The following is a 19091-nucleotide window of genomic DNA, read 5'->3' on the forward strand; positions in this document are numbered from 1 at the left end:
GGACTGCAAGAAGCCCATTCTCAGGGTCGCAACGCATCCAGCCGTTCCTTTGCTTCGCGAATACCGCCCCTGTGTGCCTTCGCGTAGAGTTCGCGCGCCTTGGCCGCTTCGCCGCGAGTTCCATAAGTACCCCAGGCGGATAGAACCGCCGGATCGTAGGTCTCGGCGAGCATGAAACTTGCCCGCGCAATGTCTTTCTCAGCCGCGAGCTCGAGTACAATGCGTGCAGCACCAATATTTCCCTGATCGAGCAGCGCCCTGGCACGCGGGATCAAACGGGCCTCCGCCTCGTTCTTGACTGCGTCGGTCGGTGGCGCCGCCACTTCCACGCTCCGCGTCGCCGGCGAGGCCGGGGCGGCATTTGCTCGCTCGGCGAGGACGCGCTCATGGGTGGAGCGCCGTGCAAGGTCTCTCTCCCTGGCCTCGGTTTTGCTCAGCTCCTGTTTCAGCGACTGCCGTAGTTCACTGATCTCTCGTTCCGCTGCCTGTCTCTGCTGCCGGGTCGCATTTTCGGCCTCGCGAAATTGCACGTTGCGGGTTTCGATCTCCCGGCGCACTTCGGCAAGGTCGCTCTCCAGCGCAGCGGCGTGCGCCTGAGCCTCTTCGAGAGCGCGGCGTTGTTGATCGGCATCGACAGCTGCTGCCTGTGCTGCTTTGGCTTCCGTGACGAGAACGGCATTCTTTTCCTGCTCTTGCTCCAGGGACTGCCGCAGTTCCGCAATCTCCAGGCCCGCCGTCGGGCTTTGCTCCGCGGTCGCAGCTTCCGTCATAGGCAAGTGGCGAGGCATTCCGGCGAGTTCGCTGGCGAGCGCGGCGGCGCGCGACTGCGCCTCGTGGCGTTCCTGCTCAGCGCTCGCCGCTGCTGCCTGTGCGGCGTTCACCTGCCTTGCGCGGACGGCGCTATTTTCTCGTTCGCGCTGCAGAGACTGCTCTAGTTCTGCGATCTCCCGCTGCGCCGCCTCTCTCTGCTGCGCGGCCACATCCTCCGCCTTCCGCGATCCTGCGTCGCGGGCATCGATCTCGCGGCGGAATTCGGCGACTTCGTTCGCAAGCGCAGCGTTGCGCGCTTGCTCCTGTTGCAGCGACTGCCGCAACTCGTCCGCCGCAATTTTTGCCGCGTGCGCGTGCTGGACCGCCTCGTCAAGTTCCCTGCGCGCCCCGTCCAGTTCACTGGCGCGCGCATGACTGTGCAAAGCATCTCGATCGGGCCATGGCTCAGGCTGTGCCATGCCTGCCGGCACCGTGTACGTCAGGGCTCCGCTCGCTTCGCGCTGAAAGAGCGCTTGCGACCCCGCCCCTATTTCCGGCCGTTGGTCGAAGCTGAGGGCACTCTCGCCGCCGATTTGCGTCGGTTCCGGAATCGCTCGTGCGCCGAAAGTGTCGAACACACCCAGTAAGGCCGCTCCAATCAGGATCGCGGGAAGCAAAATGACACCCGCTCCGAGCGGAATGCCCAATGGTCCGCCCTCTGGGTCACTGTCCTCAGTTTCGGAATACCAATGGGTCGGCTCAGCGTCGACTGGAGCGCCGTCTTTGGAGACCCATTTGCCTGCTTGAGGCGACCAGCGAGCCACGTCAACAGCCCCGGTCGCATCTTCCACCCAGATGTCTTCTCCGTCCCTGGGTGCAGTATCAATCGGTCGGCGCATCGATCACGCCTCTTTAGATAGCGGCTAGAGCGGCGCGCTTGCTCCGCCCGTTTCGCAGTCCGGCATGGAAGAAAAATCCTTAGATCGAAATGACTTGGCAGGCACCATACCCGAAATTAAATAATTAAATAAATTATATATTTTGAACCAAATGCGGAGTCAAATTAAATCAGCCTGGTACGGCAAGGGGGCGTCAAATCAGGCGCGCTTGTTTGCTGTTGGCATCGTCTTCATTGCGCAGTCGGGTACGTTGCCGTCCACGGTAAACCAAAGCTCGTACATCGTATGGAATATGGGCAGGGCACGGCGAACATGCGAAGCTGTCGCAGCGTCTCGGAGCTGAGGAGTGACCGATGCGCCTTGCATTGCCCTATTTGGGAATTGGCGTCTGCTTGTCTCTTGCGACCTGGCTGGCGTTGGGGCTTGTATTCGAGTGACGGTTTTCCACCACGAGCGTTGATCTCCACGTCACTTAGCCCGCCGGTTTCTTACCAGCCGTCTTGCCGCGACCTCGCGCCGACAACAATGTCGGCGACAGCGTGTCGAGCATCTTGCCCTCAAAGGCGGCCAATCGTGCTCGTGAGAGGTGCGCGCACGATCACTGCCCCGCCGCCGGCTTCTTCAACCACCACCTGCGGATCAACAGGTACTGCATGGCGCAAGTCGCCCCTCCCGTGGCAGCGAGCCACGCCATGAACGCGCAGCGACACCCATCGACGAACGTTCAGCACTCAGCACGATGAGTTTCGCAAATGCTCTGCCATTCTGCGCGTTAGACGCTCGGGAAGGCACAACTCGGTTCCCCGCAAATCTGCGCCGTCCTGATGCCGGAACGCCAAGTCCGCCAACGCGTTATCTCCCATATCGAAGGAGAAGATTATGAGCGTTGAAGGCAAGATCAAGGAAGGCGCCGGTTACATCAAGGAAGAGATGAACGAGCACGGCAAGGATCCCGAGAGCCAGCGCAAGGCTCAAGAGGGACGCGATCTTCGCAATGAGGGCCGCATGGAAGACGGCAAGCCCCCGAAGACAACCAAGCCCGGCACCGGCCACTGATACGATCTCATCCAAACCGCCCCCGGCTGATGTCGGGGGCGGTTTTATTTCGAGGTACAAAGAGCGCGTCAATCAGACCCGCGCCGACGGCCCTTCCTTCAAACCCGCCAAGCCTGCATCAGCGAAGTATCGCCCGATGGGCATGGACCCCCACTCTATTCATCAGGGAACATGGTCTGCATCCCGCCGTTGCTCCAGCCCCGCTGGAGGAAAGTTCATGTCCAAGACATCGCTCGCCGAGATCGCGAAGGAAATGGCCGACATCGACATCGCCATTCTTTCGACCCACACCGAGAACGGCGAAATCGCCAACCGTCCCATGAGCAACAACGGCGATGTCACCTACGACGGCACGTCTTATTACTTCGCCTATGAACAGGCCCGCACCGTATCGGACATCCAACGAAATCCGAAAGTCGCGCTCGGGCTTTCGTCGGAAGCGGGCCTCTTCTCGAAGGGGATCTACGTCGCCGTCGAGGGGACGGCCGAACTGATCCGGGACAAGGCGGCTTTCCAGCAGCACTGGACGAGCGATCTCGACAAATGGTTCGACCACGGCATCGATACGCCGGGCATCGTGCTGATCAAGGTCAAAGCCAACCGCATCACTTATTGGAAGGGCCGTGAAGAGGGTGAGGTTACGCTCTGATCGGCTCCGTGACGGTGCGGCGATTCGTTGATTGGTTCTTCCGGAGCCGCGAAACAGGTGCCATCACCATCGCGCAGTGGCCGAATCTTCTTCTTTGGATCGTTATCGTTGCGGGCCTTCTGCTTTGGATCTGGCCTTCCGCAGGCAAAGTCAGCGCCGGCTTGACGATCGTTATGAAGGGCGGACTCGTCGTCTGGGGCGCCGACGAGGTCTTCCGCGGCGTGAATCCCTGGCGGCGCTGTCTCGGCGCTGCCGTAGTCGTCTTTGAATTCATGACGCTTCTGCCGTGAATCCACGTATTTCAGTCAACTTGATCGCAGCCGCGACTGCCGTCGCAATGCGGTTCGAAAATCCCTTATCAATCAAGGGGACTTCTACTGTGCATGGGGTTGTTTTTCGAACTTTTGTCTTGGGCCCCGAGAAAAATGTACAAGCACCGCTCACTCCGCCTGCAGAATCTCCGCAATCGCCGCCCCCGCCGCTATCGTGCCGAGCTTGCCGCCGACGTCCCGCGTCGCCCTGCCCTCGCCGATCGCCTTCGCCACCGCCGCCTCGATGGCGTGCCCGGCCTCTTCATAGCGGACCGCACCAGTCTTCTCGCCGTGCCAGGCCAGCAGCAGCGCGGTCGACAGGATCAACGAGACGGGATTGGCCACGTCCTGTCCGGCAATATCGGGCGCTGAGCCGTGCGCGGCCTGCGCCATGGCGTAGCGCTCGCCGACATTGAGCGAGCCGCCGAGGCCGAGGCTCCCCGAAAGTTCGGCGGTAAGATCGGACAGGATGTCGCCGAACATGTTGGTGGACACGATGACATCGAAACGATCGGGACTGCGCACCACATGCGCCATCATGGCATCGACCAGGATGTCGTCGACGCTCAGTCCTGGATAGGCCTTCGCCGCCGCGCGGCAGATCTCGAGGAACATGCCGTCGCCGATCTTGAGCACATTGGCCTTGTGCACGATGGTGAGGTGCCTCTGCCGCTTCATGGCGAGCCGGCATGCGGCATGCGCAATGCGCTCACAGCATAGGCGTGTGATCCTTCGCAGCGAGATCACCACATCAGGCGTGACCAGCATCTCGCCATTGCCCTGCTCCAGATTGCGGTCGGCGTAGAACCCCTCGGTATTCTCGCGGACCACGACGAGGTCGAAATCACCAAGGCGGCCGGGCCGCCCCGCATAGGTGCGCGCGGGCCTGATATTGGCGTAGAGGTCGAGGTTCTTGCGGAAGTACCTGGACGGATTGATCTCGCCATGCGCCTCGTCCTTGAAGTCGAAGGTCGCGGTCGGGCCCAGGATCAGGCCGTCAGCGGCGCGGACGATGTCGAGCAGCTCGGGGCGCACTGTCGTGCCTGATAGCTTCAGGCTCGCATGCCCGACCGCGTGCTCCTCCAGGCGCAAATTGAGCTGGAAGCGCTCGGAGGCCGCGCGCAGCACGCCCGATGTCGCGGTCGTGATCTCGGGTCCGATGCCGTCACCGGGCAGAACGACGATTTGCATGGCGATCCCCTGATTTTTGCAGCAGCGGCGCGATCATACGGCAGCGCGAGGCGGCATCGCCCCACCTTCACGCATACACAGCATGCAAGCATATGCCTGTGGAAGGCGGCCCCACCGTAGTACATGCGAAATGACCGATTTGAGCCGCGCCGCCGGAGCCACGCGCCAACGCAATGACGATCACGTTACCTGCCGCCGCGCGCGAGCCCGACCACACCATCTCTGACGGCCTCCCCGCCACGCAGCGGCGCTGGGCGATCGCCGCGATCTTCACCGCGCTGGCGATGGCCTCGCTCGACACCGCGATCGCCAACATCGCCCTGCCCGCCATTGCCGCCGATCTGCATGTCTCGCCGGAGCAGTCGGTCTGGGTGGTCAACGTCTACCAGATCGCCCTGGTGGCGACGCTGCTGCCGCTGGGCGCGCTCGGCGAGATCGTCGGGCACCAGCGCATTTATCTCGGCGGCCTCATCCTGTTCACCATCGCCTCGCTGCTCTGCGCGGTGGCGTGGTCGCTGGAGAGTCTGCTGGTCGCGCGCGCGCTGCAAGGGCTGGGTGCCAGCGGCATCATGAGCGTCAACACCGCGCTGGTGCGCTTCGTCTATCCCGGCCGGATGCTGGGCCGCGGTTTTGGCCACACGCGCTGGTGGTCGCAACCGCCTTCACCTTCGGCCCCACCATTGCCTCCGCCATCCTGGCGATCGGCCCGTGGCCGTGGCTGTTCGCCGTCAACATCCCCTTCGGCCTCGTCGCGATCGGCATCGGCTTTGCGATGCTGCCGAAGACTCCGCGCGCCGATCACGGGTTCGACTTTCTCGGCGCGATCCTGGCGTCGGCCTGCCTCGGCCTGTTCATCACCGGCATCGGCAGTGCCGCGCATAATCTGTCGCCGGTGGTCGTGGGCATCGAGCTGGTCACGGCCCTCGCGCTCGGCGTCATCCTGACGCGCCGGCACGCCGATCACCCGGCGCCGATGCTGCCGATCGACCTGTTCAGCCGGCCGATGTTCGCGCTGTCGGCTGCGACCGCGGTGTGCTCCTTCGCCGTGCAGGGTCTCGCCTTCGTCTCGCTGCCGTTCTATTTCGAGGACGTGCTCGGCCGCTCGCAGGTCGAGACCGGCTTCTTCATGACGCCGTGGCCACTGGTGGTCGGCATCATGGCGCCGATCGCGGGACGCCTGTCCGACCGCCACGCGGTCGGCCTGCTCGGCGGCATCGGCCTGGTGCTGCTCGGCCTCGGCATGGCGCTGCTCGCGACGCTTCCGGCCAATCCCGCCATTGCCGACATCATCTGGCGGATGGTGATCTGCGGCATGGGCTTCGGCTTCTTCCAGGCACCGAACATGAAGGCGGTGATGGCGAGCGCGCCGCCGCACAGGAGCGGCAGCGCCTCGGGCATCGTCGCGACCGCGCGCCTGACGGGACAGACGACGGGGGCGGCCCTCGCGGCTCTCTGCTTCGCGCTCGCCGGCCACGACGGGGCAACCGTCGCGCTGGCGCTCGGCGCCGGCTTTGCCGCGCTCGGCAGCGTGATGAGCTTCCTGAGGCTGGCGGTGAAGTAGACCGAACGCGGTGGCGCGCCTCAATCGGCCGGCCTTCCTTCACGGAGCCTTCTGCGCGATGGGACGGCTCACGATTGCCGCGGCATCGAGCGGCTCGCATTTGATCGTCCGTGTCAGCTTTGGCGGGCCTTTCCAGCCCCCGGTCTCGCTCAGGGGCGCAAACGTGCCCCCTTGCGGCGTCAGGATGATCGGCTCCGACTTCAGGCAGAGATCGGGAAATGCGAGGCCATGGCCCCCGCCTGGGCTGAACCGCCCAACCAGCATCTGGGAGGCCTGCATCCGCGTCGCCGGCGAGGCCCGCATCGTGCGGTCGGGGTCGAACGCGCGGTAGCACGGCCAATCGGTGTGGTTCGCTTCGAACTCATAGACGATCCGGCATGCCGCGCCAGCCGATTTCACGAACGGCGCATCCGACGGCGCGGCCGCATCGCGTTCGAAGACCAGGGTCTGCAGCGTCAACACTTCGGTCGTCCCGCGGGACACGTTGGGCTTGCCCGGTTCGATCGCTACTTCCCCACGCGAGAACACCAGCTTGGTCTTCGGTCGCGCCTCCCTAGTCTCCAGCACCAGCATCGGCCTCTCCGCCCACGAGCGGTCCAGGTCCACCTCACCGTTGCCCATCGTCAGCCGCACATTGCCAACGGAAGGGTTGTCCCTGGCGAAATCGATCGTGCGAAGGTGTACACTCGACTTCGACGCCTCGAGGCTCAGGAATCGCAAATCGTCCACCTTGCGCGTGAGCGGCATCATCGGATCGAAGCGATCGTCGATGTTGAACCGGATGATCTTCTTCAGCTTGGCCGAGAGAGGCCCTTTGGCGGCGAGCGACGGCGCCACGTCGATCACGAGCAGGGTGCCGTCGGGCGAAAAGCTGTTGCCGAAGGCGCGCTGCCAGGCGGCGGTCAGCAGCGAATCCGTCCGCTGATCGATGTCCCGCGCGAAATAAATCTGCTGTCCGGCGCGAACCAGCGGAAAGTTCTGAAATGCACCGAGCGCCGCGCCCTTGCGAACCTCCGGTTCGGGGAAGGTGACGCATTTGGACTGGTCGTCGCCTCCGGACTCCTCGACCTTCCTGGACGCAGAGCGGGAGCAGAAGCTCAGATGCTGCTCCTTTGTCTTCTGTGTGCTGATCGACGTCGCGTAGACGAGATCCGGACTTCCGGGCACTTCCATCGGAAGCGGAGAGGTCGCGAACATGTCGACCTCCACCCTGCTGAGCGACGGGCCCGCATCGACCGAGCAGAGATCCCGGGCCGGCAGGGTATTGGTGAGGAGACGCGCCGGATCGGCGCCGACGATGCAGGACATGCTGTCCTGCGGGTTGTTCCGGCTCATCCAGATCAGATGGTCCTTGCCCGCTCCGTCGACCAGGAGATGCGGCGCCGCGTGTCGACGGCGCGGCGGCAACCAGACCGGCATGGTTTCGGACAGCATGGGCTCCCGCTTGAGCAGCGCTTCCGGTAACCGCGTCACGCCGAGCGAGCGCAACTCGGCGCTGACGGCGTTGGGATCGGTCGTCCACTCGAGAACGGGAACACTCGCGCAGGTGATGCAGGTCACCGCAAGATTGGAGCGGACGTTCTCGAACATGAGAATGACCTGATCGGGGTCGCTGCCGTATTTGGCCGGCGCGGCCGCTTTGAACGGATGATCCACCACACGGCTGACCAGAAATCCGTTCGACCGCGACGGGTCCGAATCGAACTCGAAATAGGTCGATCGGTCCCAGCCGCGATAGGCGTCGTATCCGCCGAGACTCACGCCTGCCAGAACCATCTTGGAGTCGGTCTGACAACGCGCCGCGCTGCTCTCCTGACTGCCGTTTCGTACGTAGAGACAGAGTCGAAAAGCCGCGTTCTGCAGAATGCGATCGCAATCGTTCTGGTTATAGCCGTAGGTCGCAAGGCCGTGGCGATAGCACAGGTCGTGAAAGACGCACGCCTGCCTGAAGCGCTGCAGGACGAGATGGCGCTTTTGGTTGGAATCCCTGCCGCCGTCGAAAAATATGTTGGCCCAAGGCGGCAGGCTGCAGTTCAAGCCCTCGCCGCTGCCACCGATGGTACTGACGACGTCCGGCCCCGATTGAAAGGCCGTGACGGTGGCTGGCATCTCACCGTCGGTGATGTCGTCGACGTTCTTGTAGATGGAATCGGCGATGAAGGAAGGCAGATACGCGAGGACCAGCACCGCTAGGACAATCAGCGCAACCGACCAGCGGATCACCTTCCTGAACATGGCCCAACCCCGCTAAAGCTTTTCCGGCAATGACGTCGGTCGCAATGGCAGACGAGCACTGAGCCTCGCGGGCCACAATTCGAATACCCGCACGGCCAGACGCCGAAATCGCGGCAGGCCCGGTGTCGTCCTGATGACGATCAGCTTGAGGTTGTCCTGCTGTCAAGCCGGGATCTCACACATGACAGCCACTTTGATTGCCGACGGCGCACCGGGCAGCGGATCAAAGCGTCGGCGGTTCCATCGGCTCTCCGGATGTCAGGCCAGATGTCGAGCCTCGGTCGCGCCCGCCACCACGGCTGGACTCGGGATTTGCTCGTCCAGCGCCGCCAGGCGCGCGTCGATGGCGGCGATGACCTTGCGCGAGAACGGTCCGAGATGGGCATAGGCTGCGATCATTTGGACCGCAATGCGCGCGGATGTCGTGTCGCGCTTGGCGCAGTTCATGAAAGTTTGCCACAACGGTCCACGCGCCTCGGGAAGGGCGGTGACCACCTTGTGCACCGTCTCCATCGCACCGAGCTTGGCACGGATATCGCCTTCGGCGAGCTCGTGGCGCTGCCGGGACCGGTCGAGCAGCGTCATGAGGCGGTCGACGCGTCCTGCATAGGCAGCCGGGCTGTAGACGTGCTCCAGCACCCGCTTGTAGTCCGTCAGGATGTCGCGGAGCGGGCGCACCGGATCGAAGTTGATCCCGGCCGTGCACTGATCCGCGCCGATGGTCGGCGCCACATCGTGGCCCAGATGCAGCCGGCCTTCGCGCTCCAGGCGGCGCGTCAGCTGCGTGTTCGGCAACGCGTAGAGCAGGCCGACCATGCTGACGGGGATCGCGGCCTCTTCGATGAAGTCGATCATGGCGTCAGCCATCGAGACTTTCTCATTGTCGAAGCCGACGATGAAGCCCGCGGTGACGAGCATGCCGGCGGCGTAGATCTTGTGGATGCTCTCGGCGATGTTGCGCCGCGTGTTCTGCTTCTTGCGCATCGCGACCAGCGTCGCCGGATCCGGACTCTCGATCCCGACGAAGATGGCGAAGAAATTCGCCGCCCCCATCAACTCCAATAGCTCGGGATCATCGGCCAGGTTGACCGAGGCTTCGGTCGACAATTCGAACGGATAGCCGTGGGTACGCTGCCATTCTGCGAGCTTAGGCAGGAACTGCCGCAGCGACTTCTTGTTGCCGATGAAATTGTCGTCGACGAAGTCGAGATGGCCGCGATAGCCCATCTGATAGAGCCTCTCGAGCTCGATGAACATCTGCTCGATCGTCTTGGTCCGGGGCACGCGGCCATAGAGCTCGATGATGTCGCAGAACTCGCAGGTGAACGGACAACCGCGCGAATACTGCACACCGAGATAGAGATAGTCATCGAACTTGAGCAAGTCGAAACGCGGCACCGGCGTCTTGGTCACGTCCGCCTGGAATTTCGGTGCGGTGAAGACGCCGCTCCGCGCGCCACCCTCCCAGGCCGCAATGAATTCGTCGATGACGCTCTCGGCCTCACCGAGCACCCGGAAGTCGGCCCGCTCATAGATGTGGGGGCTTGAAGTCGGGTCGGGACCGCCCACGACCACCGGCTTGCCTGCGGCACGGCAGAGCTCGATCAGGCGCAGCGTGTCGGCCTGCTGCGGCATCATCCCGCCGGTGAAGACGACATCGGCCCAGGCGAGATCCTCGTCGTTGAAGGGCGCCGTGTTGCAATCGATCAGCCGGACGGTCCAGCTTTCGGGCAGCATCGCGGCAACGGTGATCAGGCCCAAAGGAGCGGCCGGGCGCTTTACGCCCAATACCTTGCAGGATTCGCCAAAGGTCCAGAAGGACTCTGCCGAGAACAGCGGGTACAGCATCAGCACGTTGGGACTCGGCACGTTCATGGAACTCCTTCTGGCATCGGCGCAGTGTATCAAAGCGCCTGCGTCTTGCACCCCGGCAAAAGGGACAAACTGTCGCCGTGGCCTCGACCGGGCCTGGAACCGGCGCTCACAGCTGGGCGTCGCCTCAGACCCATGGATTGGCGCCCGCGGAAGGTCGACCGAATCAACCATGATGGAGGGCGAGACAAAACACCACCCTCCCACAATCTTCCCTCGGCGGCATAATTCTTCGTATTTCACCCCTCGGACTGTTGATTTGAACAGTTCCAGTTTGCCGGACACATTGCGCCCCTGAGTTCAATCGGTGGATTGGGCCAATCAGGGGACTGCGATGGCAAACCTAACAATCAACGGAAAAACCTTCACTCTCGACGTCGAGCCGGATACGCCGCTGCTCTGGGCGATTCGCGAGAATGCCGGCCTGACGGGCACCAAATACGGTTGCGGCATTGCACAATGCGGCGCCTGCACCGTGCACATCGAAGGCGTCGCCACCCGCTCCTGCGGCGTCTCGGTCAGCGAAGCCAAGGGCAAGAAGATCACCACCATCGAGGGGCTCGCCTCCGGGGATACGCTGCACAAGGTACAGGAGGCCTGGATCGCCCAGGACGTGCCGCAATGCGGCTATTGCCAGAGCGGCATGATCATGGCGGTGGCGGCGCTGCTGAGCGAGAAGCCGAAGCCGACCGACGCCGATATCGACGAGGCCATCACCAACATCTGCCGCTGCGGCACCTTCCAGCAGGTGCGCGAAGCGATCCACACGATCGCAAGCGCGTAAGGAAATCCCCACATGAATAAGCATATCTCGCCGCGGCTCAACCGCCGCGCCTTCGTCATCGGCACGGCCGCGGTCGGTGCCGGCCTCGCCATCGGCCTCGACCTCCCCTTCGGCGGCCCCGCCGTGGTCCGCGCCGCCGACGGCTCGCCCGAGATCGGCGCCTGGGTCGTGGTCAGGCCCGACGACACCGTCGTGATCCGCATCGCCCGCTCCGAGATGGGCCAGGGCTCGCTGACCGGTCTCGCGCAACTCGTCGCCGAGGAGCTCGAATGCGACTGGACCAAGGTCACGACCGAATATCCGACACCGGGCCAGAGCGTCGCCCGCAAGCGCGTCTGGGGCGATTTCTCGACTGGCGGCAGCCGCGGCATCCGCTCCTCGCAGGACTATGTCCGCAAGGGCGGCGCCACCGCGCGCGTGATGCTGATCCAGGCCGCCGCCGATGCATGGAAGGTTCCGGCCTCCGAATGCGCGGCCGCGAACAGCGTCATCACCCATACGCCGTCGGGCCGGACCACGACCTACGGCAAGGTCGCCGAGGCCGCCGCGAAGCTGACGCCGCCGGCCGAGGTCAAGCTGAAGGACCCGAAGGACTGGAAGCTGATCGGCAAGGGCGTGAAGCGGCTCGACACCGTCGACAAGACCAACGGCGCCATGATCTACGGCGCCGACATCAAGCTGCCGGGCATGCTGAATGCCGCGATCAAGGACTGCCCGGTGTTCGGCGGCAAGCTGAAGAGCTTTGACGAAGCCAAGATCGCCAGCATGAAAGGCGTGAAGAAAGTCGTCAGGGTCGGCGATACCGCGGTCGCGGTCGTTGCCGACACCTGGTGGCACGCCAAGACCGCGCTCGAGGCGTTGCCGATCGTCTGGGACGAGGGTGACAACGCAAAGGTCTCCAGCGAGTCGATTGCCAAGTGGCTGGCCGAGGGCCTTGATAACAACCAGCCGGCCTATGTCGGCAACAAGAACGGCGACGCGAAAGCGGCGATTGCGAGTGCGGCAAAGAAGGTCGAGGCCGTCTACTCCTATCCCTACCAGAACCACGCCACGATGGAGCCGATGAACGCCACCGCGCTCTACACGGCGGACAAATGCGAGGTCTGGTGCGGCACGCAGAATGGCGAGGCGGCGTTCGCGGCGGTGCTGGAGGCGTCTGGCCTGCCGGCGGACAAGTGCGACGTGCACAAGGTGATGTTAGGCGGCGGTTTCGGCCGGCGCGGCCAGACCGACTATGTCCGCCAGGCCGTCATGATCGCCAAAGAGATGCCGGGAACGCCGGTCAAGCTGTTGTGGTCGCGCGAAGAGGACATGGCGCACGGCCGATACCACCCGATCACCCAGTGCAAGATGACCGGCGCGTTCGACGCCAACAACAATCTGGTCGCGCTGCACTACCGCCTGTCCGGGCAATCGATCCTGTTCTCGCTGCGCCCCGAAGCGCTGCAGAATGGCATGGATCCGGCCGCCTTCCAGGGCGTCGCCCAATCCGGCGAAGCCGCGTTCGGCTATTCGGTGCCGAACCTGCTGGTCGAGCATGCGATGCGCAACCCGCACGTTCCGCCGGGCTTCTGGCGCGGCGTCAACGTCAATCACAACGCGATCTACATGGAATGCTTCGTGGACGAGCTGGCCCAGGCCGCAGGCCAGGACCCGCTCGAATTCCGTCGCAAGCTGATGGGCAACCATCCCAAGCATCTGGCGGTGCTCAATGCCGTTGCCGAGAAGATCGGCTGGACCACACCGGCGCCGCAGGGCGTCTATCGCGGCATCGCCCAGGTCATGGGCTATGGCAGCTATGTTGCCGGCGCCGCCGAAATCTCGGTGACCGATGGCAGCAAGATCAAGGTGCATCGCATCGTCGCCTCCACCGATCCCGGCTACGTCGTCAATCCGGCGCAGGTGGAGCGGCAGATCGCGGGGTCCTTCGTCTATGGCCTCTCGGCGCTGTTCTACGGCGGCTGCACCGTCAAGGACGGCAAGATCGAGCAAACCAACTTCGACACCTACAACTCGATGCGCATTAACGAGATGCCGAAGGTGGAATCGGTGATGGTGCCGAGCGGCGGGTTCTGGGGCGGTGTCGGCGAGCCGACCATCGGCGTCGCCGCGCCGGCGGTTCTCAACGCGTACTTCGCCGCCACTGGCAAGCGCATCCGCTCCGTGCCGCTGCGGGACCAGAACATCACCTTCGCCTAAAAGCAGCCGCGGCGGTCCTATCGGCCGCCGCGGCATTTTGCGGACAAGATTCATGAATGCGCCGGTGACACGGCGGAATGCCGTTCTCGGCATCACCGCCGCGGCCACATCGTTCGCCGTCCCCTCCATCCTGCGCGCGCAATCGGCGGGCCGCATCGTCGTGATCGGCGGCGGCTTTGGCGGCGCGGCCTGCGCGCGGGCGCTCAAGCGCGCGCAGGCGGGCTTGCAGGTGACGCTGATCGAGCCGAACAAGACCTTCACGTCGTGCCCCTTCAGCAACGAGGTGATCGCCGGCCTGCGCGAGATCCAAGCGCAGCAGTTCGGCTATGACAGGCTTGCCGCCGAGGGCATCACCGTCGCCGCTCAGGCCGCTACGGCCGTCGACGCGCAAAAGCGCAGCGTGACGGCCGCCGATGGCGCCACGTTTGCTTATGACCGCCTCGTCCTTTCGCCCGGCATCGACTTCCATTTCGAAGCCCTGCCCGGCTATGACGACGCCGCGTCGGAAAAAATGCCGCACGCCTGGAAGGCCGGCGCGCAGACGCTTTTGCTGCGCAGGCAGCTGCAAGCGATGGCGGACGGCGGTACGGTCGCGATCGCAATCCCCGCCAATCCCTTGCGCTGCCCGCCGGCGCCTTACGAGCGTGCCAGCCTGATCGCGCATTACCTGAAGACGAACAAGCCACGGTCAAAAGTTCTGATCCTCGACGCCAAGGACAATTTCTCCCAGCAGCGGCTGTTCGAAAAGGCGTGGAAGGAGCTCTACGGCGACATGATCGAGCGCATCGCGCTGTCGCAAGGCGGCCGCGTGACTTCGGTCGATCCTGCAACCAGGACCATCATCACCGAGTTCGGCAACTACACGCCAGATGTCGCCAATGTCATCCCGCCGCAGCGCGCGGGACGTATTGCCGAGATCGCGGGCGTGGCGGACCACACCGGCTGGTGTCCGATCGATCCCGTGACCTTCGAGTCGAAACTCGTCAAGAACATCCATGTGATCGGCGACGCCTGCCTCGGCGGCGGCATTCCCAAATCGGCCTCGGCCGCAAGCGCGCAGGGCAAGGCGTGCGCCGCTGCCATCGTCGCTTTGCTCGCGGGCCGAGCACCCGAGACGCCACGGCTGACCGGCGTCTGCTACAACACCGTCGCGCCAGGCTATGGATTTTTGCTTGCAGGCAATTATCAGCCGAAAGGCGACATCTTTGCCGAGGTCGAGGGCGGCGCGACGAGCCCAGTCGATGCCCCGCGCGAATTGCGCGCCCGCGAGGCGACCGAAGCCGAGCGCTGGTTTCAAATCATCACGGCGGACACCTTTGGCTAAATCCTTCGTCCATGGCGTGGCGCTGATCGCCGCCAGTCTCGCCTTCGTCAGCGTTGCGCGCGCGGACGAACTCGCCCCCTACAAGGTAGCCGGCGACGGCATAGTGGAATCGCTCACGGGCACGCCAGGCGACGCCGTGCGCGGCCGCGCGCTGGTGCTGGCGCGCACCACGACCTGCATCCTCTGCCATTCCGGTCCCTTCCCGGAAACGCGGTTCCAGGGCGATCTCGCACCTGACCTCACCGGCGCCGGGAACCGCTGGTCGGTGAGCCAGTTGCGGCTTCGGCTGGTCGATGCGGCCCGCTTCAACCCGGAGACCATCATGCCGTCCTATTATCGCAACGACGGCTTCGTGCGTGTCGGACGCAATTTCACCGGCAAGCCGATATTGTCGGCGGTGGAGATCGAGGACATCGTGGCTTTTCTTGCAACGCTTCGCGACTAGGACTGTTCATGCCAACCACGCGACGACAATTTTTGAGCCTCGCCGGAGGCGTCACTGCCGCCGGGACGATCCCGATCGTCACCCTGCGTCCGCTTCACGCGACGCCGGCGATGCTCAACACCGCGATCCGCAACGTCGTCGGCGAAGCGCCGATTCGCACCGGCAAGGTGAAGCTCGACATTCCGCCGCTGGTCGAGAACGGCAATACGGTGCCGGTGACGGTGAGCGTTGCAAGCCCAATGACGGCGGACGACCACGTCAAGAGCATCCACGTCTTCAACGAGAAGAACCCGCAGCCGAACATCGGCAATTTCTATTTCGGCCCCTCCTCCGGCCGCGCCCAGATCTCAACCCGAATCCGGCTCGCCGACACCCAGAAGGTGGTGGCGATCGCGCGCCTGTCCGACGACACGTTCTGGCAGGTCGCCGTCGACGTGGTCGTGACGCTGGCCGCCTGCACCGAGGAGATGAACTGATGGCCGCGCTCATCAACGTTCCCGCGAAGGCCAAGCGCGGCGACGTCATCGAGATCCGCACGCTGACCTCGCACATCATGGAGACGGGCTTCCGCCACACCGTGGACGGCAAGCTGGTGCCGCGCGACATCATCACGAGCTTCACCTGCCGCTACAACGGCGCCGAGATCTTTCGCGCCGATCTGTTTCCGGCGATCGCAGCCAATCCTTATCTGTCGTTCTTCACGGTCGCCAGGGAAAGCGGCAAGTTCGAGTTCGAATGGATCGGCGACAACGGCTATTCGTCCACTGCGTCGGCGTCGATCACTGTCGAATGAGCGTTTGGCACGCGATAGCAGCAGCGGCCTTGTTCGCCGCAGCCCCTGCCCTGCTCGCCGGTGGAATCCTGCCCGATGCGCGCCGGTCCGGCTACTCCTTCATGGGCCCGGACACGCGCGCCATGCAGGATGACGACACCTCCAATCCGGGCATGCTGTTCGTGCTCGATGGCGAACAGCTATGGGGCAAGAAGTCCGGCAGCGCCGAGAAAGCCTGCGCGGATTGCCATGGCGATGCGCGCAGCAGCATGAAGGGCGTCGCTGCGCGCTATCCGGCCATCGACAAGACGCTCAGTCGCCCCGTCACGCTCGATCAGCGCATCAATCTCTGCCGCACCAATCATCAGCAGGCGTCGCCACTGCCTTACGAGAGCCGCGACCTCCTGGCGCTGTCCGCCTTCGTTGCCCATCAATCGCGCGGTGTCGCGATCACCGCCGGCGACGATCCGCAAGCAAAGCCCTTCGTGGCGCAAGGCCGCGACCTTTTCATGCAGCGGCAGGGCCAGCTCAACCTCGCCTGCACCAATTGTCACGACGACAATTTCGACAAGCGCCTCGCGGGCGCGCCGATCACGCAAGGACAGCCGACCGGCTATCCGCTCTATCGCCTGGAATGGCAAACGCTGGGATCGCTGGAGCGGCGGCTGCGCAGCTGCATGAGCGGCGTCCGCGCCCAGGCCTATGATTACGGCTCGCCTGAGCTGGTCGCGCTCGAACTCTATCTGATGTCGCGGGCGCGCGGCTTGCCGATGGAGACGCCCGCCGTCCGGCCCTGAGACTAATGCTTTGAGGCTTCCGCTTGCGGCGAGGTGGCTTCGGCCGCAGCCGCGGGTGTCGCGACCGAAAGTCCATGGAGCCTCCAGCTGCCGCCGACATTCTGAAACACCAGATCGAAATCGATCTGCAATGGCCTCGTCGGAATGGTGCCGCTGAGCCGCAGCATGCCGCCGGCATTGATACTGGGCGGCATCGACAATCGCGGCGCGAGAAGCGCTGCGCCAAACAGATCGAACTTGCGCGCCCGCAGGTCGGAGAACGCCAGCGCGAGGTCGGCCGCGCTGTGCCTGGCCTGAAATTCGGGGGCAGCGAGGTCGCGCAACACCGAATAATTGCCGGAGCGATTGGCGTCGTTCAACGTCAGGAGCGAGGAGCGGATCAGATAGAGTGCCTGCTCGACGGTGACCTGCGGCCCGCCCTGTCTTGTCGGGGCCGCGACCGGCTGAACCGCCCAACGATCCGCAAAGCCGGAAGGCGATGATTGCGTCTCCGCTCGCACCGGCGCGCAAGCTGCGATCAGGAACATGCCTAGGGCCACTCGTGGGGGTGCAATCATTCCTCACCAGCCCATGCGCAAGCCGACGCGTCCGCCGGCGACCCGCTGGTCGGGTCCGTAACCTATTCCACCGTTGAACTGCATGTTCTGATTGAGACGTAGTGCCGCGTTGAACGCGAGACCGTTGGCCCGCTCGAAGGTCCCGTAGTTCATGGTCACGGCAAAACTCTCATTCGGCAGCAGCGTCGGCACGCCGGCCATGGCAAAGGCCATGGCGACGCCGCTGGTCACCTTGCTGGTCCGGCTGCTGAGGTCGTCGAGGCGGCCGTTGATGCTGGCGAGCTGGCCATTGATGGCGCTGAGATCGCTGGCCGATGCGATGCCGAGATTGGCAAGCGTCGTGGTCGCCAGATTGCCGGCGCCATCGGAGGTGACGAGCTGCGCCGCGCCGCTTTGCGCGGCCTTGCTCGCCGACGAGGTGATGCCGGCCATGGTGTAGGTGTTGCCGGCCGTGCCGAACGTCTGCTGGTTGGCGCGGGTCGCCGTGGCGCCATTGCCGAAGGCGGCGGAATTGGAAAAGCCGGCGCTGGAATTGTTGCCGACGGCGACTGCATTGGCACCGGCGACCGAAACGCTGTTGCCGATCGCGATGCCGCCTGAGCCGGTCACGGTCGCCGCGTTCGCCATCACCAGCGCATTGGGCGCATTGACGGCGTTGCCGGAACCGAACACGGAGGACCCCGCAGCGCCCGCCGTGCCGGCCACCGCATTGTTGGAGCCGACCACATTGACGTTGTCGCCCCGCCCGGCCTGATTGGTGCCGTTGACGGTGTTGTTGTCGCCCAGCACGAAGCTGCCGTTGCCATTCAGCGTATTGGGGTCGCCGATGGCGTAGCTGCCATTGCCGCGCACGGTCTGCCCGGTGCCGAACGCGCCGCTGTTGGTGCCGGTGACGCTGTTGAACGCACCGACCGCGGTGCTGTTGACGCCGGTCACGGTGGTGTTGTTGCCGACAGCCGTTCCGCTCGTGCTGCCGGCGTTGACGACCGCCCACGAACCGACCGCCACCGAACTGTCGGCATAGGCATAGCTGTCCTCGCCGTAGGCCGAGCTGGACAGGCCGGTCGCGGTGCTCCGGCCACCGGTCGCAGTTGCGAAGTCGCCGGACGCCCGGGAGTCGGCACCCACCGCCGTCGAGTACCAGCCGGGTGCACTGCTGTTGGCGCCAACGGCCACGGTTTGATTGCCGGTCGCGCTGCTCACATAGCCGTAGGCGGTGCTCTCGTAGCCGGTTGCCGCGCTCTGCGCCCCGGCGGCGGAGGCGTGCTGACCGATCGCGAGGGCGCCAAATCCCATCGCGGTGGTCTGCGCGTTGGTCGCCTGACTAGAAGCGCCGACGGCGAGAGCATTATAGCCTGAGGCGGTGCTGGAGGCGCCATAGGCCGTGCCGGATGCACCGCCCGCCGCGCTGCTGGCGCCACACGCCGTGCCTCCGGCGGCAACGGCGACAGCGCCGCCGGTGCTGTTGCTGGCGTCGGCGCAGACGAACTGTGCCTGCGCGGATGACACGTCGACGACCGCGGCCAGCACGAGCGCCGCCACCGCACACATCGCAGCCGGCCACGTTTGCCGCCGCGTCACCTCCTGCAGCGTTCGTCCCGCTGTCTCGCTGGTCCGCCCCAGGGCCAACCACACCGCAAGACCCGCCCCCCGTCTATCCATCGCTCACCTTCACGTCATTGCAAATTG

General features: G+C 64.5%; 16 protein-coding genes and 1 pseudogene. 11 read left to right on the top strand and 6 right to left on the bottom strand.

Annotated features, from left to right (window positions below):
• Positions 1 to 20 precede the first annotated feature (20 nt).
• A complete protein-coding gene (locus RAD10_RS10245) occupies positions 21 to 1649 on the bottom strand; it encodes a coiled-coil domain-containing protein (protein WP_461617349.1) in 1629 nt (542 codons plus the stop codon).
• An 879-nt stretch (positions 1650 to 2528) separates the two neighbouring features.
• On the opposite strand from RAD10_RS10245, the gene RAD10_RS10250 reads away from it, so the two are divergent.
• The 3 genes from RAD10_RS10250 to RAD10_RS10260 all read left to right on the top strand — a co-directional run bounded on the left by RAD10_RS10250 (position 2529) and on the right by RAD10_RS10260 (position 3644).
• Positions 2529 to 2705: a hypothetical protein gene (locus RAD10_RS10250; RefSeq protein WP_018322718.1), complete on the top strand. Its 177-nt coding sequence runs from the start codon at positions 2529 to 2531 to the stop codon at positions 2703 to 2705.
• Positions 2706 to 2922: 217 nt separating this feature from the next.
• Positions 2923 to 3354 carry a pyridoxamine 5'-phosphate oxidase family protein gene (locus RAD10_RS10255; protein ID WP_461617350.1) on the top strand — a complete coding sequence of 144 codons (432 nt, stop codon included), beginning with the start codon at positions 2923 to 2925 and terminating at the stop codon, positions 3352 to 3354.
• Positions 3355 to 3368: 14 nt separating this feature from the next.
• Entirely contained in the window at positions 3369 to 3644 is a 276-nt protein-coding gene (locus RAD10_RS10260) for a hypothetical protein (protein ID WP_461617504.1), read from the top strand.
• Between the two features lie 150 nt (positions 3645 to 3794).
• On the opposite strand, the gene RAD10_RS10265 is transcribed toward RAD10_RS10260, so the two are convergent.
• Positions 3795 to 4856, bottom strand: coding sequence for an isocitrate/isopropylmalate dehydrogenase family protein (locus tag RAD10_RS10265; RefSeq protein ID WP_461617351.1), 1062 nt, complete (start codon positions 4854 to 4856; stop codon positions 3795 to 3797).
• Between the two features lie 173 nt (positions 4857 to 5029).
• On the opposite strand from RAD10_RS10265, the pseudogene RAD10_RS10270 reads away from it, so the two are divergent.
• A pseudogene (locus RAD10_RS10270) lies at positions 5030 to 6417 on the top strand (MFS transporter).
• Between the two features lie 39 nt (positions 6418 to 6456).
• Here RAD10_RS10270 and RAD10_RS10275 read toward each other — a convergent pair.
• Complete coding sequence (locus RAD10_RS10275) at positions 6457 to 8652, bottom strand: hypothetical protein (RefSeq protein ID WP_461617352.1); 2196 nt, start codon at positions 8650 to 8652, stop codon at positions 6457 to 6459.
• Positions 8653 to 8910: 258 nt separating this feature from the next.
• Positions 8911 to 10527: a B12-binding domain-containing radical SAM protein gene (locus tag RAD10_RS10280; RefSeq protein ID WP_461617353.1), complete on the bottom strand. Its 1617-nt coding sequence runs from the start codon at positions 10525 to 10527 to the stop codon at positions 8911 to 8913.
• 331 nt (positions 10528 to 10858) lie between these two features.
• Here RAD10_RS10280 and RAD10_RS10285 point away from each other — a divergent pair, with 331 nt between their 5' ends.
• Genes RAD10_RS10285 through soxA form a run of 7 tightly spaced genes read left to right on the top strand, consistent with a single transcriptional unit; the run spans position 10859 to position 16845 of the window.
• Positions 10859 to 11308 carry a (2Fe-2S)-binding protein gene (locus RAD10_RS10285; RefSeq protein WP_461617354.1) on the top strand — a complete coding sequence of 150 codons (450 nt, stop codon included), beginning with the start codon at positions 10859 to 10861 and terminating at the stop codon, positions 11306 to 11308.
• Between the two features lie 12 nt (positions 11309 to 11320).
• Entirely contained in the window at positions 11321 to 13507 is a 2187-nt protein-coding gene (locus RAD10_RS10290; protein ID WP_461617355.1) for a xanthine dehydrogenase family protein molybdopterin-binding subunit, read from the top strand.
• 52 nt (positions 13508 to 13559) lie between these two features.
• Positions 13560 to 14831, top strand: a complete 1272-nt coding sequence (locus RAD10_RS10295; protein ID WP_461617356.1) for an FCSD flavin-binding domain-containing protein — start codon at positions 13560 to 13562, stop codon at positions 14829 to 14831.
• A complete protein-coding gene (gene soxX / locus RAD10_RS10300; protein ID WP_461617357.1) occupies positions 14824 to 15276 on the top strand; it encodes a sulfur oxidation c-type cytochrome SoxX in 453 nt (150 codons plus the stop codon). The genes RAD10_RS10295 and soxX overlap by 8 nt, the downstream gene beginning before the upstream one ends.
• Before the next feature lie 8 nt (positions 15277 to 15284).
• Positions 15285 to 15752 (top strand): SoxY-related AACIE arm protein, encoded by a 468-nt coding sequence (locus tag RAD10_RS10305; protein WP_461617358.1) that lies wholly within the window; start codon positions 15285 to 15287, stop codon positions 15750 to 15752.
• Positions 15752 to 16069 carry a thiosulfate oxidation carrier complex protein SoxZ gene (gene soxZ / locus RAD10_RS10310; RefSeq protein ID WP_461617359.1) on the top strand — a complete coding sequence of 106 codons (318 nt, stop codon included), beginning with the start codon at positions 15752 to 15754 and terminating at the stop codon, positions 16067 to 16069. The genes RAD10_RS10305 and soxZ overlap by 1 nt, the downstream gene beginning before the upstream one ends.
• Entirely contained in the window at positions 16066 to 16845 is a 780-nt protein-coding gene (soxA, locus tag RAD10_RS10315; protein WP_461617360.1) for a sulfur oxidation c-type cytochrome SoxA, read from the top strand. Before soxZ ends, soxA begins: the two co-directional genes overlap by 4 nt.
• Before the next feature lie 2 nt (positions 16846 to 16847).
• Here soxA and RAD10_RS10320 read toward each other — a convergent pair whose 3' ends face one another.
• Positions 16848 to 17372: a hypothetical protein gene (locus tag RAD10_RS10320; protein ID WP_461617361.1), complete on the bottom strand. Its 525-nt coding sequence runs from the start codon at positions 17370 to 17372 to the stop codon at positions 16848 to 16850.
• Positions 17373 to 17405: 33 nt separating this feature from the next.
• On the bottom strand, positions 17406 to 19064 hold the full coding sequence (locus tag RAD10_RS10325) for a hypothetical protein (RefSeq protein ID WP_461617362.1): 1659 nt from the start codon (positions 19062 to 19064) through the stop codon (positions 17406 to 17408).
• Positions 19065 to 19091 lie beyond the last annotated feature (27 nt).

Source organism: Bradyrhizobium sp. 23AC (assembly GCF_054863025.1).